The organism is Methanothermobacter sp. DP, from assembly GCF_026692625.1.
GTDB classification, from domain to species: Archaea; Methanobacteriota; Methanobacteria; order Methanobacteriales; family Methanothermobacteraceae; genus Methanothermobacter; species Methanothermobacter marburgensis.
The window spans coordinates 86,858-110,000 of record NZ_CP113501.1; the positions used below are offsets into that span (position 1 = coordinate 86,858).

The 23,143-nt window shown below is 47.6% G+C and carries 31 protein-coding genes and 2 tRNA genes (1 of these 33 only partly in view); 22 read left to right on the forward strand and 11 right to left on the reverse strand.

Features of this window, described 5'->3' with window-relative positions:
* The first annotated feature begins 19 nt into the window (after positions 1 to 19).
* The 5 genes from OXN82_RS00420 to OXN82_RS00440 all read left to right on the forward strand — a co-directional run bounded on the left by OXN82_RS00420 (position 20) and on the right by OXN82_RS00440 (position 2,663).
* Positions 20 to 102: transfer RNA gene (locus tag OXN82_RS00420), tRNA-Leu, on the forward strand.
* A 35-nt stretch (positions 103 to 137) separates the two neighbouring features.
* Positions 138 to 210: transfer RNA gene (locus OXN82_RS00425), tRNA-Thr, on the forward strand.
* A gap of 25 nt (positions 211 to 235) precedes the next feature.
* Positions 236 to 1,033 carry a metallophosphoesterase gene (locus tag OXN82_RS00430; protein WP_321211534.1) on the forward strand — a complete coding sequence of 266 codons (798 nt, stop codon included), beginning with the start codon at positions 236 to 238 and terminating at the stop codon, positions 1,031 to 1,033.
* A 114-nt stretch (positions 1,034 to 1,147) separates the two neighbouring features.
* Positions 1,148 to 1,762: a hypothetical protein gene (locus OXN82_RS00435; protein WP_321211535.1), complete on the forward strand. Its 615-nt coding sequence runs from the start codon at positions 1,148 to 1,150 to the stop codon at positions 1,760 to 1,762.
* On the forward strand, positions 1,752 to 2,663 hold the full coding sequence (locus OXN82_RS00440) for a phosphate signaling complex PhoU family protein (protein WP_300488222.1): 912 nt from the start codon (positions 1,752 to 1,754) through the stop codon (positions 2,661 to 2,663). Before OXN82_RS00435 ends, OXN82_RS00440 begins: the two co-directional genes overlap by 11 nt.
* On the opposite strand, the gene OXN82_RS00445 is transcribed toward OXN82_RS00440, so the two are convergent.
* Positions 2,597 to 2,935 (reverse strand): 2TM domain-containing protein, encoded by a 339-nt coding sequence (locus OXN82_RS00445; RefSeq protein ID WP_321211536.1) that lies wholly within the window; start codon positions 2,933 to 2,935, stop codon positions 2,597 to 2,599. The genes OXN82_RS00440 and OXN82_RS00445 overlap by 67 nt on opposite strands.
* A complete protein-coding gene (locus OXN82_RS00450; RefSeq protein WP_321211537.1) occupies positions 2,896 to 3,774 on the reverse strand; it encodes a citryl-CoA lyase in 879 nt (292 codons plus the stop codon). Before OXN82_RS00450 ends, OXN82_RS00445 begins: the two co-directional genes overlap by 40 nt.
* 178 nt (positions 3,775 to 3,952) lie before the next feature.
* Between OXN82_RS00450 and OXN82_RS00455 the strand changes: the two genes are divergently transcribed.
* The 9 genes from OXN82_RS00455 (at position 3,953) to OXN82_RS00495 (ending at position 10,815) form a co-directional block, all read left to right on the forward strand.
* Entirely contained in the window at positions 3,953 to 4,768 is an 816-nt protein-coding gene (locus OXN82_RS00455; RefSeq protein ID WP_321211538.1) for a phosphate ABC transporter substrate-binding protein, read from the forward strand.
* A 93-nt stretch (positions 4,769 to 4,861) separates the two neighbouring features.
* Positions 4,862 to 5,689, forward strand: coding sequence for a phosphate ABC transporter substrate-binding protein (locus tag OXN82_RS00460; RefSeq protein WP_321211539.1), 828 nt, complete (start codon positions 4,862 to 4,864; stop codon positions 5,687 to 5,689).
* 10 nt (positions 5,690 to 5,699) lie between these two features.
* Complete coding sequence (gene pstC / locus OXN82_RS00465; protein ID WP_321211540.1) at positions 5,700 to 6,575, forward strand: phosphate ABC transporter permease subunit PstC; 876 nt, start codon at positions 5,700 to 5,702, stop codon at positions 6,573 to 6,575.
* 10 nt (positions 6,576 to 6,585) lie between these two features.
* Positions 6,586 to 7,437 carry a phosphate ABC transporter permease PstA gene (gene pstA / locus OXN82_RS00470; protein WP_237780473.1) on the forward strand — a complete coding sequence of 284 codons (852 nt, stop codon included), beginning with the start codon at positions 6,586 to 6,588 and terminating at the stop codon, positions 7,435 to 7,437.
* 8 nt (positions 7,438 to 7,445) lie between these two features.
* Entirely contained in the window at positions 7,446 to 8,198 is a 753-nt protein-coding gene (pstB, locus tag OXN82_RS00475; protein WP_013295139.1) for a phosphate ABC transporter ATP-binding protein PstB, read from the forward strand.
* Positions 8,199 to 8,219: 21 nt separating this feature from the next.
* Complete coding sequence (locus tag OXN82_RS00480) at positions 8,220 to 8,867, forward strand: phosphate signaling complex PhoU family protein (RefSeq protein WP_321211541.1); 648 nt, start codon at positions 8,220 to 8,222, stop codon at positions 8,865 to 8,867.
* A gap of 44 nt (positions 8,868 to 8,911) precedes the next feature.
* Positions 8,912 to 9,328: a DUF2226 domain-containing protein gene (locus OXN82_RS00485; protein WP_237780470.1), complete on the forward strand. Its 417-nt coding sequence runs from the start codon at positions 8,912 to 8,914 to the stop codon at positions 9,326 to 9,328.
* The gene (gene phoU, locus OXN82_RS00490; RefSeq protein ID WP_237780469.1) at positions 9,329 to 9,988 is read left to right on the forward strand and encodes a phosphate signaling complex protein PhoU; all 660 of its coding nucleotides are present in this window, start codon (positions 9,329 to 9,331) and stop codon (positions 9,986 to 9,988) included. It abuts the gene before it with no gap.
* Between the two features lie 122 nt (positions 9,989 to 10,110).
* A complete protein-coding gene (locus OXN82_RS00495) occupies positions 10,111 to 10,815 on the forward strand; it encodes a 4Fe-4S binding protein (RefSeq protein ID WP_321211542.1) in 705 nt (234 codons plus the stop codon).
* Here OXN82_RS00495 and OXN82_RS00500 read toward each other — a convergent pair whose 3' ends face one another.
* The 7 genes from OXN82_RS00500 to porC are packed head-to-tail and all read right to left on the reverse strand — an operon-like array spanning position 10,816 to position 15,440.
* The gene (locus tag OXN82_RS00500) at positions 10,816 to 11,661 is read right to left on the reverse strand and encodes a fumarate hydratase (protein WP_321211543.1); all 846 of its coding nucleotides are present in this window, start codon (positions 11,659 to 11,661) and stop codon (positions 10,816 to 10,818) included.
* Positions 11,662 to 11,685: 24 nt separating this feature from the next.
* Positions 11,686 to 12,117 carry a 4Fe-4S dicluster domain-containing protein gene (locus OXN82_RS00505; RefSeq protein ID WP_321211544.1) on the reverse strand — a complete coding sequence of 144 codons (432 nt, stop codon included), beginning with the start codon at positions 12,115 to 12,117 and terminating at the stop codon, positions 11,686 to 11,688.
* 10 nt (positions 12,118 to 12,127) lie between these two features.
* Entirely contained in the window at positions 12,128 to 12,616 is a 489-nt protein-coding gene (locus OXN82_RS00510) for a 4Fe-4S dicluster domain-containing protein (RefSeq protein ID WP_013295145.1), read from the reverse strand.
* A gap of 12 nt (positions 12,617 to 12,628) precedes the next feature.
* Positions 12,629 to 13,495 (reverse strand): pyruvate synthase subunit PorB, encoded by an 867-nt coding sequence (gene porB, locus OXN82_RS00515; protein ID WP_321211545.1) that lies wholly within the window; start codon positions 13,493 to 13,495, stop codon positions 12,629 to 12,631.
* A complete protein-coding gene (gene porA / locus OXN82_RS00520; protein WP_321211546.1) occupies positions 13,492 to 14,643 on the reverse strand; it encodes a pyruvate synthase subunit PorA in 1,152 nt (383 codons plus the stop codon). Before porA ends, porB begins: the two co-directional genes overlap by 4 nt.
* Before the next feature lie 12 nt (positions 14,644 to 14,655).
* Positions 14,656 to 14,901, reverse strand: a complete 246-nt coding sequence (gene porD / locus OXN82_RS00525) for a pyruvate synthase subunit PorD (protein ID WP_147671161.1) — start codon at positions 14,899 to 14,901, stop codon at positions 14,656 to 14,658.
* 5 nt (positions 14,902 to 14,906) lie between these two features.
* Entirely contained in the window at positions 14,907 to 15,440 is a 534-nt protein-coding gene (porC, locus tag OXN82_RS00530) for a pyruvate synthase subunit PorC (protein WP_321211547.1), read from the reverse strand.
* 86 nt (positions 15,441 to 15,526) lie between these two features.
* On the opposite strand from porC, the gene OXN82_RS00535 reads away from it, so the two are divergent.
* The 8 genes from OXN82_RS00535 to OXN82_RS00570 all read left to right on the forward strand — a co-directional run bounded on the left by OXN82_RS00535 (position 15,527) and on the right by OXN82_RS00570 (position 21,390).
* Positions 15,527 to 17,113 (forward strand): dihydropteroate synthase-like protein, encoded by a 1,587-nt coding sequence (locus tag OXN82_RS00535; RefSeq protein WP_321211548.1) that lies wholly within the window; start codon positions 15,527 to 15,529, stop codon positions 17,111 to 17,113.
* A gap of 45 nt (positions 17,114 to 17,158) precedes the next feature.
* The gene (locus tag OXN82_RS00540; protein WP_321211549.1) at positions 17,159 to 18,103 is read left to right on the forward strand and encodes a TIGR00269 family protein; all 945 of its coding nucleotides are present in this window, start codon (positions 17,159 to 17,161) and stop codon (positions 18,101 to 18,103) included.
* Positions 18,078 to 18,278, forward strand: coding sequence for a MoaD/ThiS family protein (locus tag OXN82_RS00545; protein ID WP_321211550.1), 201 nt, complete (start codon positions 18,078 to 18,080; stop codon positions 18,276 to 18,278). The genes OXN82_RS00540 and OXN82_RS00545 overlap by 26 nt, the downstream gene beginning before the upstream one ends.
* A 12-nt stretch (positions 18,279 to 18,290) precedes the next feature.
* On the forward strand, positions 18,291 to 19,148 hold the full coding sequence (locus tag OXN82_RS00550) for a DUF89 domain-containing protein (protein ID WP_321211551.1): 858 nt from the start codon (positions 18,291 to 18,293) through the stop codon (positions 19,146 to 19,148).
* A 72-nt stretch (positions 19,149 to 19,220) separates the two neighbouring features.
* Positions 19,221 to 19,661 carry a thioredoxin family protein gene (locus tag OXN82_RS00555; protein WP_321211552.1) on the forward strand — a complete coding sequence of 147 codons (441 nt, stop codon included), beginning with the start codon at positions 19,221 to 19,223 and terminating at the stop codon, positions 19,659 to 19,661.
* 4 nt (positions 19,662 to 19,665) lie between these two features.
* Entirely contained in the window at positions 19,666 to 20,247 is a 582-nt protein-coding gene (locus tag OXN82_RS00560; RefSeq protein WP_321211553.1) for a cytochrome c biogenesis CcdA family protein, read from the forward strand.
* 44 nt (positions 20,248 to 20,291) lie between these two features.
* Complete coding sequence (locus OXN82_RS00565; protein ID WP_321211554.1) at positions 20,292 to 21,140, forward strand: NAD(P)-dependent oxidoreductase; 849 nt, start codon at positions 20,292 to 20,294, stop codon at positions 21,138 to 21,140.
* A 25-nt stretch (positions 21,141 to 21,165) separates the two neighbouring features.
* Positions 21,166 to 21,390 carry a hypothetical protein gene (locus OXN82_RS00570; protein ID WP_321211555.1) on the forward strand — a complete coding sequence of 75 codons (225 nt, stop codon included), beginning with the start codon at positions 21,166 to 21,168 and terminating at the stop codon, positions 21,388 to 21,390.
* On the opposite strand, the gene OXN82_RS00575 is transcribed toward OXN82_RS00570, so the two are convergent.
* Both OXN82_RS00575 and OXN82_RS00580 read right to left on the reverse strand, forming a co-directional pair.
* A complete protein-coding gene (locus OXN82_RS00575) occupies positions 21,383 to 22,666 on the reverse strand; it encodes an adenylyltransferase/cytidyltransferase family protein (protein WP_321211556.1) in 1,284 nt (427 codons plus the stop codon). The genes OXN82_RS00570 and OXN82_RS00575 overlap by 8 nt on opposite strands.
* A gap of 20 nt (positions 22,667 to 22,686) precedes the next feature.
* Positions 22,687 to 23,143, reverse strand: the final stretch of a protein-coding gene (locus OXN82_RS00580) for an archaeosine biosynthesis radical SAM protein RaSEA (protein ID WP_013295159.1). 611 nt of this gene lie beyond the right edge of the window; only the last 457 of its 1,068 coding nucleotides appear in the window; the start codon falls outside the window, past its right edge — the gene reads right to left on this strand; its stop codon occupies positions 22,687 to 22,689.

A 23,143-nucleotide genomic window follows, 5' to 3' on the forward strand; every position in this document is an offset into this window, starting at 1 on the left:
TACTACTATCAATTACCATGCAGGGGTGCCCGAGCGGCCAAAGGGGGAGGACTTAAGATCCTCTGGCGCAGGCCTTCGAGGGTTCGAATCCCTTCCCCTGCACTAGAGTTTTAGCTGTTCTGAAATTAAAATTGTTTGCCTTAGTGGCTCAGGTGGTAGAGCGATGCCTTGGTAAGGCATAGGTCGGGGGTTCGAATCCCCCCTAAGGCTTTTTCATTGATTTTAAGGTGTTTTAATGGAGAAGAAAATTGCTCAGATTTCGGACATACATTTCGGTGAAAAGAATTTCTCCAGCAAGCTCAGGGAGAATCTTCTGGAACAGCTTCAGGATGAGAATCCTGACATAATAATTGTTTCAGGTGACCTCACCACAGAGGGCTATGCTCATGAGTATGAACTTGCGGCTGAATTTGCAGATGAACTGCGGTCAATCACATCGACATATATAATTCCAGGTAACCATGATGCAAGGAACGTTGGTCTGGTACACTTTGAGAAGATGATAGGTAAGAGGAAGTTTGTCCATCATGACTCAGAATTTGCTGTTATAGGTCTTGATTCATCTGAACCTGACATAAATGACGGTCAGATAGGGATGGATCAGCTGGAATGGCTTGCAAGGGAACTTGAGAGGGTTCCTGATCACCTATGCAAGATAGTTACATTCCACCACCATCTGCTACCCATACCAAACACAGGACGTGAGAGGAACATACTGCTGGATTCAGGCGATCTTCTCAGACTCCTCAATTCGTATGGTGTTGACTTTGTGCTCAATGGACACAAGCATGTGCCCAATGTCTGGATGATTGAAAGGATGGTTACACTGAATTCAGGCACAGCCACAACAAGGAAGTTAAGGGGCGAGACCTTCCCCTCCCATAACCAGCTGAGGATTGATGAGGATAGGATCTCTGTTGACCTTATAAACACCGAGAATGGTTCTAAAAGGGAAATGGCCAGTTATTCTGTTAAGGTTGAGGATGAAGAATACATGATATGTTCATATGTACATCCTCAAGGACCTCTTTAACCCATAGTTTCATTTTTTCATAAAAAGATTAATATACCATCACACATAATGTTCTCTAATAGGGAAAATAAATATGCATAATATGATCTTAATTTCATCATTAAGAATCTGCAGGTGGCAGCGTTGACCAAGGCATTTGATATACTTATGGCCGGGATAATCTCAGGAATAGTGGCATTCACAACCTCGAAGCTGGGAGTAGGCGGAACTGTCATGGGCGCTGTTCTTGGTTCAATGCTGTATCAGCTTCTCTCCCACTACCTCAGGGAGCCCCTCAAGAATGTTAAGACAGAGAGGGTTGAGAGCAGGGTGGTATTTGCAATACCTCTCATTATAATAGTTGTAATTGAGGCAATATATCTCCTTGGAAATTTCCAGTGGAAACCCCAGTATATATTTTACCTACTTGAGGAGGCAACTGACTGGAACCTCTTCAGGTCAATAGGGGTGGGGCTCATGGTGATGGGGATCTACCCCCTCCTGCAACCTGAGACCATAAAGAAATCATATGGACATGTCCTATTACTCATGGGATTCATTGTCCTCCTGAGGGGGCTTGTGGATGTTCAGTCACCGGTGGTAATGGTTTACAGGTCGATTTTTTATGAGTTCGACACCCTGATAACCGTGCTGGTCATAGTTACACTCCTCTACATGATCGTATCCATACTCAGGGAATCTGTTGTCATTGTAATGGAAGATGAGGTGTCTTTGGAGAATGAAAAATAAAACAAAAAATGCAACACTCAAGTCAATCATAGATGTTATACTCTATGAGAACCCATCCACACAGGATGAGATTGCAGAAAGGCTTGGAATAACAAGAAGGTATGTCACCAAACTCCTCCAGCCCTTAATAAAGGAGGGTGTTGTTAGAAGGGCCTACATTGTGGATATAAAGAAATTTGAGGAATTCCCGGAGCTTTTTGGGGAGGAGGTTACCTCCAGGGAATACGCAGGAAGCTTTTTTATCAAGGAGATACTCAGGGACATGGCACAGCATGTCTGCAAGCAGCTCAGGAAGTCATTCAGGTCCCTTGAGGAATACGATGAGGACCTTGCAAATGAGGCCCTGAAGATGGACTACATAACAAACACCATGCACGAGAAGGTGAGGTCCTCCGTTGATACAGCCATAGCAATGAATCCCTACTCAGAGTTCAGCAAGACAATGGCATTCACAGAGATTGCCTATGACCTTGAAAGGATAGGTGATCACTCTGCAATAATAGCCAACTTCGCAGTTAAGGAGTCCTATGAGGTTGACCCCGCCATGATGGAGTACCTCAGGGAGATGTTCTCAATTGCCGTTGAGATGGTGAATACAGCAATGGACGCATTCCTCAACGAGAAACTTGAACTCAAGGCAAAACTCATGTCCCTTGAGGATGATATTCACAGGGTCCAGAAGAACGCCCTTAACTGTGTGGCCACACAGATGGCTGAAACACCATTTGAGGATAAGGAACGCTCAACCTATTACATATCCCTTTCAAGGGTTGTGAAGACCTTTGAGAGAATAGCAGATATTTCAATTGAGATATTCGATACCGCAGGGGAATATTACAGGAATATACCGAGAACAACAACACCTGAGCGTTTCAGGAGGCGTGAAAGGGAGGGCATGTAATTTATTTCTTTTTCTTCTCCATGTATTCCTTTATTTTTCTCTTTCCATTCCTTACCAAGAAGTCTGTCGCCAATAAAGACACCGAATGCGTGCCATATGACTCCTATTCCCCAGAAGGCTGTTATCCAGTAGAACCACCATATGCCCGGGCTTGAAAGAAGGTTTATGAGGAAAAGGGTGAAGTTGACTATTACAAAAACAGATAGGTGTATGTAAAATCCCTTAAGTTCCTCTACTCTCTTCCGGGCTCTTTCGTGTTCATCGTCCTGCATAGTTCTGCCTCTTCAAGGGATCTGTAATCTGTCTCCAATATTCTTTTCTCCTCGCCGTCGTAGTGTATTTCTTCGACGTCGAAGAATTTTCTGAAGGCCGGTTCACGCACCTTTTCCTCGTATACGTGGGATATGAGTCCTGGGAGCCGTCCTATCATGAACACCCCGGCACCTGTGCGCCAGTCGAAACCCATATCTGAGAGTATCCCTGCGTTGGCACCGTCAACGTTCATCCTGACACCCTTACGCTCAAGGAGTATGTTCTGAACCTCAACCGCAAGCCTTGTATGGGGGCCGACACAGTCATACTCCTCTGCAAGGTCCAGTAGGCGTACAGCACGGGGATCCGCATTATGATACCTGTGCCCGAAACCAGGCACCTTCCTGTTCCTCCGCAGATGATCATCCACCAGCCTCACAGCAGCCTCAGGAATCTCATCCTCAGACTCACACCCTGAAACAGTCTCCTGAAAAAGCTTCATGGACCTCTCAATGGCCCCGGCATGATTCTTACCAAAGGCCAGAAGACCACCAGCAATACAGGCATGCACCGGAGAACCAGCAGAGGCAATCATACGGGCAGCCTGCGTACTGGGCGGAGTCACACCATGATCACAGAAAGACACCAGGACAGCCTCCAGCATCCTCGCAACATTACCAGGAGGAAGCTCACCCCGAATCAACAGGTAAACCATCTCAGAAAAAGAAACACCACCAATCAAATCCTCCTGAGAATAACCCCTGGTAACAATCCGATTAGGCTCAACCCTCGTAATGGAAGTCCTCCACTTTGGATTTTTTACCTTCAGTATGTCATTAATTATTCCTTCAGATATCATGTCTTTCCCTATCTGACTTTCAGTATTTAAATTTTAATGCATTTGGTGCACCCATATTCACTTTATGTGAATTAATTTTCTTTCCCGCTGAAATTAAGTTCACTAAATAGGTAATAAAGTACACTAAAATAGTAAATTTTAAATACTCCCGCAACAAGGTAAAGTTTGAGGTGATAAAATGGACACCAAACTGATCATAGGAATAGTCGTAGCAATCGTAATTATTGCTGGCGCAGTCCTGGCACTTGGAGGAGGCGGACAGCAGGAAAAGATCGACATTGTTGGTTCAACTTCTGTTCAGCCAGTTGCCGAAAAACTTGCAGCTGAATACATGAAGAAGCACCCAAACGTTAAGATAAACGTCCAGGGCGGAGGATCCAGTGTGGGAATCAAGAGCGCCCAGGATGGTACCGCAGACATCGGAACAAGTTCAAAGGAACTTAAACCCGATGAGAAGAAAGGTCTGACAGAGTACATGATAGGTAAGGATGGTATTGCAATAATTGTAAACAGCAAGAACACGGTCTCAGACCTCTCAAAGGACCAGGTTAAGGACATCTTCAGCGGGAAGATAACCAACTGGAAAGAGGTCGGAGGACCAGATGCAAAGATAACAGTGATAACACGTGAAGACGGTTCTGGAACCCGAAAGGCCTTCGAAGAAATTGTGATGGGTAAGGAAACCAAGATAAAGAAGGACGCCATAGTTGAAAGTTCAACCGAGGCTGTTAAGCAGGCTGTTAAGCAGGATGCAAACGCCATAGGTTTCATATCACTTGCAAACCTCGACGAAACAGTGAAGGCCCTCAAGATCGATGGTGTGGCCCCATCTGAACAGACAGTTGCAGATGGATCATACAAGATACAGAGGCCATTCCTCTTCCTGGTCAAGGGCAGCGCACAGGGAGCAGTCAAGGACTTCATTGACTGGGTCCTCAGCCCGGAAGGACAGGCAATAGTCAAATCAGAAAAGGTGGTCCCAGCAAAGGCCTAGTGGTTTTTAATTAAAACCACAATTTTTTCTTTCCGTCACCTTCAGTGAACTTTATTAACCAATAGGTGAAATCGATAACTGAAGGTGATGGAGATGGATGTAAAACCACGAAACATTCTCATACTAATCATTATCATCGCACTCGCATACTTCATGATCAAACCGGGTTCAGATTATGAGAGAATTGAAATTGCAGGCTCAACCTCTGTTCAGCCAGTTGCCGAGAAACTGGCCGAGGAATACATGAAGGACCACCCAGATGTCAGGATAAACGTCCAGGGTGGGGGTTCTGGAATGGGTATAAGGACAGTACAGCAGGGTGTTGTTGATATAGGAACAAGTTCAAAGGCCCTCAAACCCGATGAGAAGGATGGGCTTAAGGAATATGTTATAGGGAAGGATGGCATAGTTATAGCTGTCAACCACCAGAATCCTGTGGATGACCTCACAACGGAACAGCTGAGGGATATCTTCAGCGGAAAGATCCGTAACTGGAAAGAGGTTGGAGGCCCAGATGCAGAGATACATGTTATAGTGCGTGAGGAGGGTTCAGGAACCAGAAGCTCATTCAAATCACTTGTAATGAAGGATGAAAAGATAAGGTCAGATGCAATTGTCCAGGGGTCCACAGAATCCGTTAAACAGGCGATAAAGAGTGACCCCTATGCGATTGGCTTTGTTTCAATGGCCCATATGAGTTCAGATGTAAAGGCACTTGAGGTGAACGGAATAACCCCCTCTGAGACCACAGTGGCCGATGGTTCCTATCCCCTTGTTGTTCCATTTGAATTCATAACCAGGGGGGAACCTGTGGGGGTTGTGAAGGACTTCATTGACTGGGTCTTTTCACCGGAGGGACAGGCGATTGTCAGGAGCCAGAAGGTTGTCCCTGCAATAGCAAATGTCTCAGATGATACCTAGGAGGTAAAACATGATCAGCAAGACAAGGGAAAATATCATTGAGAAGGGTCTTTTTATAACTGCGATCTTCTCAATAATCGCGATACTGCTCATAATAACCTTCATATTCCGTGAGGGAATCCCGATACTCCAGGACTATGGTGTGATAAATTTCATATTTGGAATGGACTGGGCGCCCTCAGATGGTAAGTACGGCGTCTTCACGATGATAGTTGGATCCCTTTGCATCACTCTCCTCTCACTTGCAATAGCGGTTCCCCTATCAATCCTATGCGCCATATTCATGGCAGAGGTTGCTCCGGAGATCATGCGCAAAATCCTTAAACCTGTGATAGAGACCCTTGCAGCAATACCCTCCGTGGTATACGGATTCTTTGGTCTCATAGTTCTGGTACCCTACGTGAGGGCCAACATAGGGGGCACAGGTTTTGGAATGCTCACAGCAGCACTCATACTCACGGTCATGATCATGCCCACAATCATAAGTGTATCAGAGGACGCCATAAGGTCGGTGCCCCTAGAGTACAAGGAGGCATCCCTTGCACTGGGAGCAACCCACTGGCAGACCATACGCAAGGTCATTTTTCCTGCAGCGATTCCAGGTGTAATAACATCCATCATACTGGGTATGGGCCGCGCCATTGGTGAGACCCTGGCCGTTATAATGGTTGCAGGAAACGTTACACAGATACCATCATCCATCCTGGACCCTGTAAGGGCCCTCACATCCAACATAGCACTGGAAATGGGATATGCAACGGGACTCCACTACAGCGCCCTATTTGGAACAGCCATCATACTCTTTGCGCTGATAATGGTCCTGCTGGTTATTGCAAACTACTTCCACTACAAGAAAAAGATCGTGATAGGTGGAGGATACCTCTAGGAGGCTCAGAATGTCTTTCAGGATAATCTCACCAAAAACCAGTCAGAAGATAATGACAGGAGTGCTGTGGGCATCAGGCCTCGTAACAATACTCATCCTGATTGTTATAATAGGCTACATAATGCTCAAGGGCCTTCCAGCACTGACCCCCGAATTCCTGCTATCTGAACCCATTGACTCGGGAAGGGCAGGCGGGATAGCCCCGATGATCGTATCAAGCATATACGTCACCCTCATCGCGGGAATAATCGCAACTCCACTTGGTGTCGGTGCGGCTGTTTACATGGCTGAATACGCCACAGAGGAAAGGATAGTGAAGCTCATAAAGTTCGGTGCAGAGACACTGGCCTCCATACCCTCAATAGTATTCGGTCTCTTTGGCCTGGCATTCTTCGTTGTATTCCTGGGTCTCGGATGGTCAATCCTTTCAGGGGGCCTTGTACTGGCACTCATGGCCCTTCCAACAATCTTCCAGGTTTCCCAGGTGTCCATTGAGACCGTCCCACAGTCATACAGGGAGGGGAGCCTGGCACTGGGTGCCACAAAATGGGAGACCATCTACCGTGTCGTTGTACCTGCAGCACTGCCAGGTATAACCACAGGAGTTATACTTGGGATGGCAAGGGCGATATCAGAGGCGGCAGCGGTCATGTTTGTTGTTGGATCGGCGCTTGCAATGCCCATCTCCATATTTGACCCTGGAAGACCCCTACCACTCCACCTCTATATAATAGCCACAGAGGGGCTTTCACTCAAAAATGCATATGGAACCGCAGCGGTCCTCGTAATAATCGTGCTCCTCATCACGGTTCTCACGAACACTCTTGTTGATAGATACAGAAGGAAGATGATGGGAAGATAGGTGATCTTATGTACAGAATTGAAGTTGAAGACCTCAACGTTTACTTTGACGAGGCACACATCCTCAAGGATGTGAACCTGAAGATTCCAAAAAACACCGTCACGGCCCTGATAGGGCCCTCAGGTTGCGGGAAGTCCACATTCATCAGGACACTCAACAGAATGAACGATGTCATCCCGGGATTCAGACACGAGGGACATGTATACCTTGATGGCGTGGACATCTATGACCCCCAGATGGACGTTGTGGAGCTCAGGAAGAAGGTTGGCATGGTCTTTCAGAAGCCCAACCCCTTCCCAAAGTCAATATTCGAGAACGTGGCCTATGGGCTCAGGGTTCACGGCTACGATGACAGGGACTTCATAGAGGAAAGGGTGGAGGAGAGCCTCAAGGCAGCGGCACTGTGGGACGAGGTTAAGGATAAGCTTGATAAGTCCGCCCTTGGCCTCTCAGGCGGTCAGCAGCAGAGACTCTGCATCGCAAGGACCATAGCAATAGAGCCAGAGGTCATACTGATGGACGAACCATGTTCAGCCCTTGACCCCATATCCACCACCAAGATAGAGGACCTCATTCACAAGCTGAAGAGGGATTACACCATAATCATAGTCACCCATAACATGCAGCAGGCAACCAGGGTCTCAAAGTACACGGCGTTCTTCCTGCACGGTGAAATAGTTGAGAGCGGCCTTACTGAGGAGATATTCATAGAACCCCGGGATAAGAGAACCGAGGACTACATTACAGGAAGGTTTGGATGAAAAGCTTGAGTGGTGAAGTAATTGATTGGTGTTATCCTTGAAAACAAACTTTCAAAGGTGCTGAATGAGGCTGTTGAATATGGTAATGTGACATCTGAGAGGGTCAGGAACGCGGTATCCAGCTATATTAGGAAGGATGTTGAAACCGCTGAAAGGATAATAGAGGAAACATCAGGTGTTAATGAGGAGAGCTACAGGATAGAGGATGACTGTCTCAAAATAATCGGACTCCACCAGCCTGTAGCAAAGGACCTCAGGCTCGCCTCTGCAATACTCAGAACAGCAATTGAACTTGAAAGGATAAACATACTCTCAGCCTACATTGCAAGGTATGCCATTGACAGCACCGACACCGTCATACCACCCCATATTGAGTTCATGTCACAGACCATCCAGGACATGATAAATGACGCCCTAGGAGCCCTAATGAACAGGGACATACAGCTACTCAAGAGGTCAACCAAGAATTATCTCCAGCTGCAGGAATTCTATAACCAGCTCCATGATTCCCAGGGGGAGTTCATGGAGTCAGGTAACCTGGTTCTGGTTGCAAGGAACCTTCTCAGTATGGGACACCATGTTATGGGGATGGACGACAGGATAGCATACCTTATAGTGGGTAAGAGGGTTATACATCACAAGGTATTCTACAGCGTGCTCATGAAATAGTTTGGGGGGATTTAATGTGGCTGCCATTTGATAACCCTAAAAAAATGGATTACAGGGCCCTCAGGAGTTCATCACTTCCTGAGTTTTCTTATATCAGGATTTTAAGCGGTGAAAGTGAGGCCATAGTCTTCATAATGAAGGAGATGATAGTTGGGGCCTGGCACCTCAACCTCAGCACACTTGAGGAGTCGCACAGCCACAAGGCAATGGAGAAGATAGAAATAAATGATGATTCAATCATTGAGGTCTATGAGGCTGACGAGGACCTCTTCAGCACACTCATTGAACTCAACGATGAATCAAAACTTTCAATACCCCTTGAGGCAGATATAATAATCAATGAGATGTTCATGGATGTCTCCTCAAGGGATGAGCTCCTTGAAAGGTACAGGATAAGGGTTCCAAGTGATGAGTCAATTGAAAGACTTATCAGTGACTATAAATCCAAGGAGGACTTTTAGATGGAGAAGAAATATCCGCGGATACTCTTCCGCAAGAAGCTTAAGGACCTCAGAAAGGACATGGAGGAAGTTTCCCAGAAAACCCTCAAGACACACAAGACTGCAATTGACCTCCTGATGGAATACGATGATGAGAAGAAGGAGAAGGTCATCAGGAACAGTAAGATAATTGATGAAATGGTTTTTAACCTTGAAAGAAAATCAATAAGTTTAATAGCGGCTGAACAGCCAGTTGCACGTGATCTGAGATTCATAGAGGCATGCATCAAGGTTGGGAGCCACCTTAAGAGGATAGGTTACCTCTCAGCCAATATAGCAGAGGCCGCTGAGAAACTGAAGGATGAGGAGATACCCAGAAAGCCAATGGAGGACCTCAAACACATGTCTGACTTTGTTCAGATGATGCTGTCCAAGGGTATCTACGCATTCCTGGACCAGAACATGGACATGGCACGCGAGCTCAGGCACGATGATGATAAGGTGGATGACCTCTTTGACCAGACACTGGAGCATGTAACAGCAAGCATGTTTGAGGATAAGGAGGCAATATCCTACCTTGTTAACCTTCTGTTCATAGCGAGGTTCCTTGAGAGGGTTGGTGACAGGGCTGTTAGCATCGCGGATAGAACAATTTTCATGATAACCTGTGAAAAGCCATGATCAAATCCAGATGGCTGCTTCCATCCATAATCTTCTTTTTATTTTTAGCACTGGCACTTTTCCTATTTTCATGGACAGCCAACCCATTCTATCTTTTCAATTTCCTTTACATTGGCTCTCTGGTGGCTGCCGGAATTTATCTTATGGGCGCAGAGTTTCAGCACGGCAGGTCGCTGGTTCAGCTGGCTGTTGGAAGCTACATGCTCCTCTATCTTGGAATTTTAAGAGCCGAAAACATGCAGATTGAGGGCTTCTGGTACTACCTCTTCCTTGGAGTATTCCAGGGAGCTGTGATACACTATGCGATTGCAAAGATTTCTGGACCAATCCTCTTTGGAAGGGGATGGTGTGGATATGCATGCTGGACCTCAATGATACTTGACCTACTGCCATACCGGAGGTCTGGTGGCAGAAGAAGACGCTTTCTGGGCTACGTAAAATATATGCTGTTTTTAATAGCCCCTGTAACCGTTTTTCTGATTTTAAATATGGCGGATAATCCTGATACCGTGATGTTCTGGGCATTCATTGCAGGAAATGTAGCCTATTACGTTACCGGAATTGCCCTTGCAGTTGCGCTTCGTGACAACAGGGCCTTCTGTAAGTACATATGCCCTGTAAGCATTTTTCTTAAGGCATCATCCTACCTTGCAGTCCTGAGGGTTAGATTTGATGAAAATAAATGCAGAAATTGCATGAAATGCCTTGCAGAATGCCCAATGGATGTTGATATGAGGTCAAATAGCAGAAGAAGAACCAATGGAACAGACTGCATACTCTGCATGAGGTGCATCTCGATCTGCCAGGAAAAAGCCCTCCATCTGTAATCAATCGTCCCTGATGGTGGCTGTGGCTCTCCTTGCTGCCCAGCACTGTATGCAGACACCCACTGGCAGGCCGGCGGTGTGTGTATGGGCTGTCCTTATCTTAACATCCAGTGCCGTTGTTTTACCACCCATACCCATGGGGCCACTCCCTGCCTCATTTATTGAGTCAAGTATGTCTTCTTCCAGGGATGCCAGTTCTTTTACAGGGTTTCTCTCCCCCACCCTTCCAAGGAGGGCCTTCTTTGCAAGTTTCATTGCAAGGTCTGATGAGCCGCCGATTCCCACACCCACAATCACGGGTGGGCAGGGTTTTCCACCGGCTCTGAGGACGGTCTCAACAACAAAGTCCCTGACACCTTCAACACCGTCACCTGGAAGCCCCATGAGGAGCGCATTGTTGTTCTCTGATCCAAAACCCTTGGGGAATACCGTTATTTCAAGTCCATCAAGGTCCTCTGCAATTTCAACATCCACCTGTGGAATAAGATTCCCTGTATTTGTCCCGGTATTCTCCCTTGTGAGGGGGTCAACAACGTTTGGTCTGAGGGGGACCTCCTGTGTGGCCCTCTCAACCCCCGCGGCTATGCCCCCGTAGAGGTTTTCAACCTCAACGTTCCCCATCCTCACAAACACTATTGGGAGCCCTGTATCCTGACATACAGGTACCTCCATCTTCCTTGCAAGTTCAATGTTATCAAGGATGGCCTTGAGGTTCAGGAGGGCGATCTCGTCCTCCTCGTTGAGGTAGGCCTTTTTCAGTGCAAGGGTGACGTCATCGGGGATTCTGATAACGGCCTCCCTGAACAGACGGCACACTGTCTCCTCAACCATCTCCTGCCTGATCATGGAATCACCCAAAAAATAGTTTGGTCAGTATCTCATGAGATTTTTGAGACGTTTAAGTTCCCCTGTTATCTTGTCCCTCTTGGCAGCCATCATATCCTCTGAACTCTCACTGAGGGCCTTTTTGGGGCATACCATGACGCAGAGGGGCTTCTCACGATCAACACAGAGGTCACATTTCACTGCAACACCCCTCTCATTGATGGTTATGGCACCAATGGGGCAAGCGTCCCGGCAGAGACCGCATCCAATGCATTTATCCTCAAGGATGACGACTGCACCATCCACCTCAACTATGGCATCCTCCGGGCAGATGTTGAGGCAGGGGGCCCTTTCAGGTGCGCAGTGCATGCAGAATATGGGGACACCATCAATGACCCGTATGGCGTTCCTGGGGCATATCCTCTCACACTTCATGCACTCATCGCACAGTTCCGGATTTGAAACCAGTTCTCTCATGAAACTCCACCTATTCAAGCTTCTGCCGGGCCTTCCTTTTCGCTGTCAGTATGCTGAGGATATCAGTCCCTTTCTGGCCCTTGCCGATACCTGACATTCTGGATACGAACTCCTTCTGCCTTTCAAGTTTCAGTTTCTCAGTGTCAACAACACTCAGAGCCCTCCTTGAGCAGGCCTTAACGCATGCCGGCGTGTCAAGGTCAGGGCACTGGCTGCATTTCTGGGCCTTCCGATCCTCCATGACAACTGCTCCAAAGGGGCATACCAGCATGCAAAGTCCGCAGCCGATGCACCTCTCAGGGTCAACCTCGTCCTGGATGGCATCTGTTGGGCACACTGTCCTGCAGGGGGCGTCCTCGCACTGCTGGCATATGATGGGGTAGTAGAGGCCCTCAAGTTCCCTTATCATTATTCTTGAGGCGCCGTAGAGTTTCTTGCAGGCCTCCTCACAGTCCCCGCAGCCGTCACAGAGTTCCGGTTGAATGATGATCTTCTGCAATTCAATCCCCCGCTATATCCTGAGCTCCTGGCACACGCTGTCAACGTATTCCTGGATCTTTGCCTTCTGTTCCTCTGTGAGGTGCCTGAACCTTTTCTGGGCGTTCAGGTACTCTTCAACGGGTTTCCTCTGAACTGGCCTGTAGGTTACGCGGAAGTCACCATCCTCTATCTCGTAGAGTATCCAGGAACCGGTTTCAACGGCAAGTCTTCCGAGTTCCACGGTCTTTGAGGGATCGAAGCCCCACCCTGTTGTGCATGGCTGATGCAGGTGTATGTAGGCTGGACCCTCAATGTCCCTTGCCTTTCTCACCTTCTCCATGAAGTCCTCGGGGTATGATATTGATGCTGTTGCAACGTAGGGGACACCATGCGCTGCCATTATGAGGGGCATGTTTTTCTTTGGCCTGTCCTCACCGAAACTCTCCTTTCCATGTGGTGATGTGGTTGTGGATGCACCGTAGGGTGTTGAGGCACTCCTCTGTATACCTGTGTTCATGTAGGCCTCGTTGTCATAGCAGATGTATATTATATTGTGACCCCTCTCCATTGCACCGGACAGGGCCTGCATTCCAATATCTGCTGTCCCACCATCACCTGCGAACGCCACAACGTTAACGTCACTCCTGCCCCTCGCCCTGAGGGCCCTTTCAACGCCTGATGCAACTGCGGCAGCGTTTTCAAATGCAACATGGATCCATGGTATTTCCCAGGATGTTTCAGGGTAGGGGGTTGTGATAACCTCGAGGCATCCTGTTGATGAGACCGCAACGGTGTTCTTACCGAGAACCTTGAGAGCAAGTCTGACCCCCACTGTTGCACCGCATCCGGCACATCCGCGGTGTCCAGGGGCCAGGAATTCTTCTTCAGGTATTTTCATTGTGATTCCTCCTTAAGTCCGATCCAGCTGACAGTCCTTTCAGGGTTTTCTGTCTTTCTGACAATTTCCATGATGTGTTCAGGTGTTATATCCCTTCCACCGAGGCCCACAATGAACCCGTAGACCTCCTTGTCAGGTAGCAGGGCCTTTAACTCGGTGTGGAGAGCACCACCAACACTGAAAGTTATATTTTTATCCAGAACAGCAATCTTATGGGCATTGCTGACTGCCTTTTTAATCTCCTCAGCAGGGAATGGCCTGTGAACCCTCACCTTCAGGAGCCCCACAGATTTGCCTTCCTCCCTCATATCATCAATAACCTCTCTGAGGGTGCTGCAGACTGAGCCCATGGCCACCAGGATTATTTCGGCATCCTCGCAGCTGTACTCCTCAACGAATCCGTATTCTCGCCCGAACATTTCACTGAATTCCTGACAGGCCTTTGCAATAACCTTTCTTGACCTCTCCATTGCCATTTCTACCTCATAGCGGGCCTCCATGTAATAGTTTGGATCGGTGAATGTACCGAGTGACATTGGTTCGTCAGGGTCAAGTATTGCCTGTGGCTGGAATTCTGGCAGGAATGTGTCAACCTCATCCTGTGATGGGATGTCCACGGGCTCCACGGTGTGTGTCAGTATGAAACCATCCAGACAGACCATGCTTGGAAGGAGAACGTCCCTGTCCTCTGAAACCCTGTAGGACAGCAGAACTGAGTCAAGGGCTTCCTGCCCACTTTCTGCGTATATCTGCATCCATCCAGAGTCCCTTTCAGCTATCGAATCCTGGTGGTCATTCCATATGCTGAGTGGGGCTGATAGGGCACGGTTGGCATTTGCCATGACAATGGGGTTCCTGAGTCCGGCTGCAGCATATACTATCTCATGCATGAGCGCAAGGCCCTGGGATGATGTTGCTGTGAAAACCCTCACACCTGCACCTGATGCACCCACACATGCGCTCATGGCGCTGTGCTCTGACTCGACCCTTATGTACTCGGCATCGAGTTCACCATCAGCCACGAATTTTGCAAGGTACTCTGATATTGAGGTCTGGGGTGTTATCGGGTAAACAGGGATGACCTTTGGCTTTGCAAGTTTTGCTGCTTCTGCAACGGCCTGATTTGCGGATATAACCTTAAGAACCATTTAGAGTCTCTCCTATTTTTCTCTCTCCATCTTAATTGCCTTAACAGGGCATTCCTCTGCGCATATCCCGCATCCCTTACAGTAATCGTAGTCAATCTCATGCTCCTTATCTATGCAGCCTTCGGGACAGAAAAGGATGCAGTTATCACAGTCTATACATTTATCCTTATCAAGGAATGGTTTGAATGTTCTCCAGCTCCCCGTCTTGTTTTTACGGGTGCTTCCTGGTTCTCTGACGGTTGCTCCAAGTGATTCCATTATGTTCACCCTGAGTGTTTCATTTTTTCATAGGCTATCCTTGCAGCCTCTGCGTTTTTATCCCCAATCTTTCCGGGGAATGTTTCTTTGATAATCTTTATGAGTGAATCTATGCTTACAAGACCGGTTACACCTGCAAATGCCCCGAGCATTACGGTGTTAACGATTGGTCTTCCAAGGTTCTCGAGGGCAATGCCTGTGGCGTCAATGGTGTGGACCTCAGCTTTCTCTGAGGTGAAGGTACCTGCAGTATTGAGTACAACCACACCATCCTCCTTCAAGCCTGAAAATACGTCAACCACATCAACAAGTCCCTCATCGAGAACAACAACATAATCGGGATTGTAAACCTGATACCTTCTCCTGATGGGTTTATCATCAATCCTTGTGAAAGCCATAACTGGAGCGCCTCTACGCTCAACACCGAAGAATGGAAAGGCCTGTGAGTATTTACCGTCTTCAAAGGCAGCTTTAGCTAGAATCTCTGCCGCTGTAACAGCGCCCTGGCCACCGCGTCCATGAAAGCGAATTTCGATCATAGTCTACCTCCATTTCTCATTGTTAATCATTATAAATTTTTAATATATATACATGTTGGTCAATTAAAATTAATAGGGGTAATGAAATGAGAGTCCTTATAATCACAGGAAAACTTGCATCAGGGACTGTGAGGGAGGCAGTGTCAGCTTCAAGCCATGAGATTCATGTTCACGTGGTTAACACTCCCATAGCGGCCTTTTTAACACCACGCAGAATAATATCTGAAATCCATAACATTAACTTTTCGGATGGAGCACCCGACATGATAATCGTACCTGGACTCATACCCAAGGACGTAAAGGTGGTATGGGAAGAAACAGGCATACCTGCCTATAAGGGACCAACAGATGCCGCTGACCTCCCCATAGTTCTTGACATGCTTGATGAACTTGAACTCTCAACAAGGAAACCAGCCGACAGACTCATCGAGGAGGAGCAGAGGCGGAGGGCCCTCCAGTTCATAGAGGAATTTGAGAACGATGCTGAAAAGAGAAAGGAGCTGCTTGAGAGGGATGAAAACATACTCATAGCTAACCTTCCAGTGGGAAGGGACTTCCCCATGAGGGTCCTTGCAGAGGTTGCCAATGCCCCCCTCCTCCTGAAGGAAGGGAAACTCAGGGAAAGGATTGAATACTTCATAAGAAGTGGCGCGGACATGATTGACCTTGGAATGCTGGCCGGCGAGGACAACTCAGATTTGCTTCCTGAAATAATCGAGACGGCACGCTCAGCTGCCCCGAACATACCCCTCAGTGTGGATAGCCTCAACCCCCCTGAAATTGAGGCTGCAGTGGATTGCGGCGTGGACATGGTCCTGAGCCTGGACCTTGGAAACTACAGGGACGTTATACAGTCACTCAGAAAAAACAGTGTACCTGCAGTGATCCTACCAACAGACTACAGCGAGGGATGGGTCCCTGAAACGGTTGAGGAGAGGGTTGAGGCCCTGGAGAAACTCAAGGGAAAATGCAGGGGTATAGATGTAATAGCAGACCCTGTACTTGATCCGGTAAACAGCAGGAGCATAGTGGAGTCTGTGATGGCATGCAGAATGTACACAGAGAGAAACCCCGACCCTGTGTTCTTTGGTGTTGGGAACGTGACTGAACTCCTTGACGCTGACTCCACAGGGGTGAATGCACTCCTTGCTGGTTTTGGAATGGAACTGGGTGTGAGCATACTCTTCACACCAGAGGAGAGCGGAAAAGCACTTGGAAGTGTTCATGAACTCTCGGTGGCATCAAAGATGATGTTCCTGGCCAGACACAGGGGTTCTGTGCCCAAGGACCTTGGAATAAACCTTGTACTGTTCAAGGATAAGAGAAAGCCCAGCAGGATAGTTGAGGAAATCAGTGTACCCACCATTGAGGCAGAGGGGGGTATGAAGTTCGTTAGAGACAGGCGCGGCAGCTTCAAGATCATGGTTGAGGATGGCAGGATAAAGGCGGTACTCTATGATAAAACAGAGCCGGTAATTGCCTTCACATCAGATAGCGCCAAAAGGTTATATGAGGAGATTATAAATAGAAAACTTGTAAGCAGGCTTGAACATGCAGCCTACCTTGGAGCAGAATTACAGAAGGCAGAAATAGCTCTGAGGACAGGCAAGGGTTATGTTCAGGATTTTGAACTCTTTGAGAGGTCAGCGCTATTTGAAAATGGTCAGCCTTAATTAAATTGATTCATGGCTTGTTTTTACACATAAGGGAGAGTTTAGATGCAGTGCACCAGATGTGGATCAGAAAGGGTCATAATAAACAGGAAATACTCTGGACAGATGCTCTGCAGTGAATGCTTCATAGAGACCACCAGAAAGAAGGTGATGAGGGATATAAGAAAATATGGGCTTATAGAAAGGGGTGACAGGGTCCTTGTGGGTCTTTCAGGCGGAAAGGACAGCATCATGGTCACTGACATCCTCGATGAACTCAGGAACAGAAACATAATAGAACTTGAGGCTGTAACCATCGATGAGGGCATATCAGGTTACAGGGAGCATGGAGTAAGGATTGCAAGGAGGTTCTGCGCCGAAAGAGATATACCCCACAGGGTTGTCACGCTGAAGGATTATGCGGGCATAACACTGGATGAAATCATGAAAAACCCCTCAAGGGGAGCATGCACATACTGTGGAGTTTTCAGACGCTGGATACTCAACAGGGAGGCCAGAAAGAGCGGGGCAACAAAGATAGCAACAGGCCACAACCTGGACGATGAGTGCCAGGCCATAGTCATGAATTACCTGGAGGGGAACCTTGAAAACCTCACAAGGATAGGCCCCATGACATCCACGGCAGGCGGGAAGTTCATACCAAAGATCAAACCCCTCAGGGAGATACCTGAAAGGGAGGTTGGAGTGTACGTCCTTGCAAGGGGCCTTGATGTCCACCTTGCAGGCTGCCCCTATGCATCAGGCTCATTCAGGAGGGAAATAGGCGACTTCCTCAAGCAGATATCTGTGAAACGCCCCACCATAATGTACTCCACCCTCAGGGGCTTTGATAAAATAAAGGAGGCCCTTATAAGGGATATGGATGGTGGCAGGAAATCAGGGACGTGTGCACGCTGTGGTGAGCCGTCATCGGGCAGGTTATGTAAGGCATGCACATTCATAAACGAATTAGGGGTGAATGAAGATGAAGTTCACAGTGATTACAGATGAAGGAAAAAGGATAATGGAATCTGAAGAAAAAAAGAAGATTAAGGACATCCTCCAGGAACTCCAGATCCCACTGGAGACAGCCGTTGTTAAAAGGAACAGCGAGATAGTTATAGAGGAAGAGGAAATATCTGATGGGGATATTATTGAGATAATACGGGTAATCTACGGGGGTTAGGTGGGGTAGTGGATGAAGGTATACTATGAATGCGCTCCATGTTTCCTGAGGCAGGCAAGGGAGGCCCTTGACCTTGCAACGGATGACGAGGAACTCAAACTCCAGGTGATGGTTAAGGTACTTGAACTCCTGAATGAAAGATTCAGGAAGGGCCAGGTATCAAATGAACTCGGAACAGCAATGCACAGGCTCATAAAGGAGATGACAGGCTCGGAGGACCCCTACCTCATGGAGAAGAGGCGGTGCAACGAGATAGCATCCAGGTTCCTGCCACTTGCTGAGGAGTATCTAGAGAAACACGGCGACCTGGAAAGCCATGTTAAGGTTGCAATAACAGGTAACATAATAGACTTCGGGGCCCTGGGACTCGACTTCAACCATGATCAGGGTATTGAGGAGTCACTGAAGGCCCCCCTCAGGATAAACCATGTGCCCTTACTTGAGAAAAAACTTGAGGATACCTCAGAGGTCCTGTATCTCCTGGATAACACCGGTGAGATACTCTTTGACAGGCCCCTAATTGAAAAGATTGGAGAGTACGGGGTTGATGTGAAGGTTGCAGTTAAGGGAAAGCCCATCCTCAACGACGCATGCATGGAGGATGCAATTGAAGCGGGCCTCCATGAGGTGGCTGAGATCGTAACAACGGGCACAGACTCCGTTGGAATGGTTCAAAGTGATGTATCGGAAGATTTCATGAGGATCTTCGAGGAGGCTGAGGTTGTTATAGCCAAGGGGATGGGTAACTATGAGGGCCTTACAGAGATAGATGCTCAGGGAGACGTTTTCTGCCTTCTAAATGCAAAGTGTCATGCAATCGCAAGGGATCTGGGTGTTGAAAAAGGGGATAACGTGGCTGTGAAACTCTGAACTGTATGTTTCTAGTGGTCTGATATTAGTGGATGTAATTAACTCTTATCTGCTAAATATGCTGGTGGTAGGATGGATGTGATTAAGAAATGGGCCATTTTGGGTGTTCTGCTGGGTTTGATGGTTATACTTCTCATGTACTCAACCCAGCCGCACAACACCCAAGTGAAAAATGAGACCCAGGATAAGGAGTTCAGGTGGTATAACAGTCCCCAGGAGGCCATAGATGAGGCATCAAAGCAGAATAAGAGGGTTATCCTCATATTCTCAGCATCATGGTGTCCATCCTGCAGGAAACTTGAAGAAGAAACCCTACAGAACCAGGATGTTTTAGGGAAGATTTCAGAGAACTACATTGCAGCAAAGATTGACGTTGATTCCAACCCATCGGCAGCATCAAGTTATGGTATCTATGTTATTCCAACCACCATCATACTGGATTCCTCGGGAAATGAGATAGGAAGAAGAGAGGGATACATGGCCCCTGAGGAGTTCATCTCATATCTGGGGTAAAGCCATGCATGAATACATCCTGTCATTTGCTGCAGGGATATTTTCAGCCCTATCCCCATGCATAATCCCTGTTGTACCCATCCTGTTCTCTGAGGCAATTATGGGGGATAAAAGACAGATTGCATTTTTTTCAGTTGGGTTTGCCTCGGTGTTTCTCTCTGTGATACTGCTAACAGCCGTATTCACAGCGGCCGTGAATTACTACCTCCTCTATCTGCGCATACCCGCATCCCTTGTGATAATAGTCATGGGCGTCTGGCTTCTATCTGAGAAACCCCTCCTTTCATTCAGGGTTCCAGTCACCGAAAATCACCTTCTTCTGGGGTTCCTCACGGCCCTTGCCTGGTCACCATGCTACAGCCCCTACCTGGTAACTGTTATATCATACTCCGCCTTGGAAACAGGGAGGGTTATCCTTAACCTGCTCATCTACACCGGAGGTTTATCAGCGGTACTCATTGCCCTTGTTTTAATGGCAGAGCAGCCGTTTAAAAGGCTCGCGGAAAGGACAGGGGATCTGAGAAAATTTGGAGGTTTCATGGTAATAGCTGCAGGTATCTACATGCTTTACCAGTTGATTGGATGAAAAACTGCACACTTATAATATACAGAAATCTTGAGGTGATGGTCATGAGGGTCGGATTCATAGGTTTTGGGGAAGTTGCATACACCCTCGCCTCGCGGCTCAGGGATGAGGGTGTTGATGTTGTAACCTCCCTTGAGGGCAGGAGCACCAGGACGGTGAAACTTGCAGAAAAAGCAGGGGTCCTTGATGTGCCACAGGAAGAGGTATATTCAGCGGATATTGTCATATCGGCTGTTACTCCTTCAGTGGCTATTGAGGCGGCAAAGAAGGCAGGGGAACATGTAAGGGGGGTGTACGTTGATATAAACAACATCGCACCCCAGACAGTAAGGAAGGCCGGCTCCTTCATAAAAAATGGCAGATTCGCTGACGCCGCCATAATGGGGAGCGTCCGGAGGAAGGGCGCCGCTGTGCTTATAATAGCTGCAGGTGAAGGCGCTGAGGATTTCATGAAACTTAACAGGTATGGCTTGAATATTGAGGTCCGCGGCCAGAGGCCGGGGGATGCATCGGCAATCAAGATGCTCAGAAGCAGCTACACGAAGGGTGTTTCAGCGCTTCTCTGGGAGACACTCCTTTCAGCACACATGATGGGTCTTGAGGAGGACGTCATGGAGGTGCTTGAGTACACTGAGGGCAAGGATTTCAGGGAATCCACGGTTTCGAGGTTGAGGAGTTCCATAATCCATGCAGGAAGGAGATATGAGGAGATGAGGGAGGTTCAGAGCATGCTTGAGGAGGTTATTGAACCCGCGATGCCATCATGCATCATGAGGGTATTTGAAAGGCTCAATGAAATTGATGCCCCACCCGATGCTGATTACAGTGACCTCCTCAGGCTGGTGGCAGGGAAATATCAGCCACCACGTGACGATGAAGATATAAACAGGTAGAAATATAATATCCACTGGTGGGGAAATGAACTCAGACCTTGAAAGTGAATGTGCCGCAAACCTCATGGAACTTGTGGGAAAAAGGGTTGTTGACGTGGAATTCAGGGCCCATGATGATAAATGCTGGAGAATATACATAACCACTGATTCTGGAAGGATAGTGATGACATTCTGCAGGGACTGGAAATGCCCTGTTGTTGAGAAGAGAGATAAAGTTAAAGATCTTCCAGATTCAAGGAAGGCTAATTGATTTTCACAAGGACTCTGAAGCCCTTCTTCCTTTTTCTTACCTTCGCGTGGAACGGTATTATATGTGAATCTATTATGAGTCGAAGATAGGTTGCCATCTGGGCTGAAAGATGAAGAGGACTCCTTATCTTGACACCATTCCTTATCTGGCAGGATAAAATATCGTTCTGGTCAACGTAGATGTGGGCATCCATTCCGTCCCTTATGCTCCTGACCTCATGCTTTCTCAGACTCAGCCCTGCCTCAAAGGATGATGGGGCGTTCACTTCAGGCCTGCCCCTGAGGAACATTTCATTTGCCCTTACTGAACTCATACCCTCAGTGACCTTCTCTGAGACAAACCAGGCCCTATCAATCAGGTTACCCACCCGCTGATCCGGTGGAATCCACCCCTTCTCGGTGTAGTGTTCAATGAGGTCCCTTACCTCCTCCCTCCTCACATTCATCTCTATTGAACTCATGGCAAGTCTCGTCAGCACGGGACCATACCCTGCCTTTCGGAAGGCGGCCCATATCTGGCCTTCCCTGTAGTATTTCCTGTTTTTCACGATGGAGTTGACGGCGTCTGCATTGAGGTAGGCTATTTTCATCAGTTCCCCGCGGGATAAATTGTTCATTCTTTCCATTATGGCAGCAAGGTTTCTCCTGCCGGGTACATTGCCCTTTTCTATTTCCCTTTCAAGAATTCTAATGGTTGATTCTGGCAGAACCCTCTGGACACTGGGGGGTATCTCCATATTGTTATCAATTATTTCCTGCCGTATCTCCCTTCCGGAAATTTTTGAGCCATCAACGGTAAGTTCCGGGATTATATGGAACTTCATTTTCCGTCTGTACTTGCTGTAGAGGAATTCATTAACCGCAAACCACCGTATTACGTTCCTGTTTGGGAGTTCACGGGGTATACCACTGAACACACCCCTTGATGCAAATTCCCTCGCCTTTTTGATTATGAGGTCAGGTGAGACATTTGCAGCATCAACATAGTCAACCACACCATCCTCTATCATCATGGCTATCCTTATTGGTACCGTATATGCAAGGGTCAGGCGGTAGTGGAGTCCCTCAATAGGAACAACTCTGTCAGCCCCTGCTTCAAGGGCCATTTCCTTCCTTGCTTCGTATGGAACAAAAAAGGGGGCGTGGTTTGCACTGAAATCCCTGTTCAGGTAAATTACAACCTCATCACCTGTTTCATCTGCTATTTCGCGACCCTTCTCTATGAGTCTCACATGGCCGAGGTGTACTGGATCAAAATCAGCGCTTATGCCAATCATTGCTCATCAGTCCATGATTTTTAGCTGTATTCACTGTATTTTATATCTGTGGATGCTGTGGTCTCTGAAAACTTCAACTCAGCCAGCCAGCGTGATCTGCATTCGCATTCATAGGGGGGTACCAGAGTCTGATCCAGGTTTGCTCTTATTATGAACTTCTTAAGGTCCCTGTTGCATTTTTTGCAGTTGTAGGGCCCTCTGGATGTCCCGAAACCGGATGTATCCATTATGGCAGGTACTGAAACCTTTTCTCTTGTCCTGTTGATTATTTCAATGAGACTCCATATCCATGGGGGTCTGTATGAGCCATTTCTCCAGAGATCCTCCATAAGGGTCCCCCTGTGCACTGTTGATGGGCAGAAAGATAGGCGGTCAACACCGACCTTTTCAGCATAAATGGCGGTGGAAACGGCTTCCTCCACAGCCCTTTTTTCTGAGACCAGAATCGGTTTTACGAGGATGTATGCCTTTGATCTG

What these genes read in the sequence shown, in the direction of transcription:
- OXN82_RS00575 (WP_321211556.1), bottom strand. Translation starts at nt 22,666, where the DNA reads ATGATTGGCATAAGCGCTGATTTTGATCCAGTACACCTCGGCCATGTG.
- OXN82_RS00440 (WP_300488222.1), top strand. Translation starts at nt 1,752, where the DNA reads ATGAAAAATAAAACAAAAAATGCAACACTCAAGTCAATCATAGATGTT.
- OXN82_RS00485 (WP_237780470.1), top strand. Translation starts at nt 8,912, where the DNA reads ATGGATTACAGGGCCCTCAGGAGTTCATCACTTCCTGAGTTTTCTTAT.
- OXN82_RS00560 (WP_321211553.1), top strand. Translation starts at nt 19,666, where the DNA reads ATGCATGAATACATCCTGTCATTTGCTGCAGGGATATTTTCAGCCCTA.
- OXN82_RS00460 (WP_321211539.1), top strand. Translation starts at nt 4,862, where the DNA reads ATGGATGTAAAACCACGAAACATTCTCATACTAATCATTATCATCGCA.
- pstB (WP_013295139.1), top strand. Translation starts at nt 7,446, where the DNA reads ATGTACAGAATTGAAGTTGAAGACCTCAACGTTTACTTTGACGAGGCA.
- pstA (WP_237780473.1), top strand. Translation starts at nt 6,586, where the DNA reads ATGTCTTTCAGGATAATCTCACCAAAAACCAGTCAGAAGATAATGACA.
- OXN82_RS00500 (WP_321211543.1), bottom strand. Translation starts at nt 11,661, where the DNA reads ATGATCAGGCAGGAGATGGTTGAGGAGACAGTGTGCCGTCTGTTCAGG.
- OXN82_RS00545 (WP_321211550.1), top strand. Translation starts at nt 18,078, where the DNA reads ATGAAGTTCACAGTGATTACAGATGAAGGAAAAAGGATAATGGAATCT.
- pstC (WP_321211540.1), top strand. Translation starts at nt 5,700, where the DNA reads ATGATCAGCAAGACAAGGGAAAATATCATTGAGAAGGGTCTTTTTATA.
- OXN82_RS00540 (WP_321211549.1), top strand. Translation starts at nt 17,159, where the DNA reads ATGCAGTGCACCAGATGTGGATCAGAAAGGGTCATAATAAACAGGAAA.
- porB (WP_321211545.1), bottom strand. Translation starts at nt 13,495, where the DNA reads ATGAAAATACCTGAAGAAGAATTCCTGGCCCCTGGACACCGCGGATGT.
- OXN82_RS00445 (WP_321211536.1), bottom strand. Translation starts at nt 2,935, where the DNA reads ATGCAGGACGATGAACACGAAAGAGCCCGGAAGAGAGTAGAGGAACTT.
- OXN82_RS00450 (WP_321211537.1), bottom strand. Translation starts at nt 3,774, where the DNA reads ATGATATCTGAAGGAATAATTAATGACATACTGAAGGTAAAAAATCCA.
- OXN82_RS00555 (WP_321211552.1), top strand. Translation starts at nt 19,221, where the DNA reads ATGGATGTGATTAAGAAATGGGCCATTTTGGGTGTTCTGCTGGGTTTG.
- OXN82_RS00535 (WP_321211548.1), top strand. Translation starts at nt 15,527, where the DNA reads ATGAGAGTCCTTATAATCACAGGAAAACTTGCATCAGGGACTGTGAGG.
- phoU (WP_237780469.1), top strand. Translation starts at nt 9,329, where the DNA reads ATGGAGAAGAAATATCCGCGGATACTCTTCCGCAAGAAGCTTAAGGAC.
- OXN82_RS00455 (WP_321211538.1), top strand. Translation starts at nt 3,953, where the DNA reads ATGGACACCAAACTGATCATAGGAATAGTCGTAGCAATCGTAATTATT.
- OXN82_RS00570 (WP_321211555.1), top strand. Translation starts at nt 21,166, where the DNA reads ATGAACTCAGACCTTGAAAGTGAATGTGCCGCAAACCTCATGGAACTT.
- OXN82_RS00550 (WP_321211551.1), top strand. Translation starts at nt 18,291, where the DNA reads ATGAAGGTATACTATGAATGCGCTCCATGTTTCCTGAGGCAGGCAAGG.
- OXN82_RS00430 (WP_321211534.1), top strand. Translation starts at nt 236, where the DNA reads ATGGAGAAGAAAATTGCTCAGATTTCGGACATACATTTCGGTGAAAAG.
- porA (WP_321211546.1), bottom strand. Translation starts at nt 14,643, where the DNA reads ATGGTTCTTAAGGTTATATCCGCAAATCAGGCCGTTGCAGAAGCAGCA.
- OXN82_RS00505 (WP_321211544.1), bottom strand. Translation starts at nt 12,117, where the DNA reads ATGAGAGAACTGGTTTCAAATCCGGAACTGTGCGATGAGTGCATGAAG.
- OXN82_RS00565 (WP_321211554.1), top strand. Translation starts at nt 20,292, where the DNA reads ATGAGGGTCGGATTCATAGGTTTTGGGGAAGTTGCATACACCCTCGCC.
- porC (WP_321211547.1), bottom strand. Translation starts at nt 15,440, where the DNA reads ATGATCGAAATTCGCTTTCATGGACGCGGTGGCCAGGGCGCTGTTACA.
- porD (WP_147671161.1), bottom strand. Translation starts at nt 14,901, where the DNA reads ATGGAATCACTTGGAGCAACCGTCAGAGAACCAGGAAGCACCCGTAAA.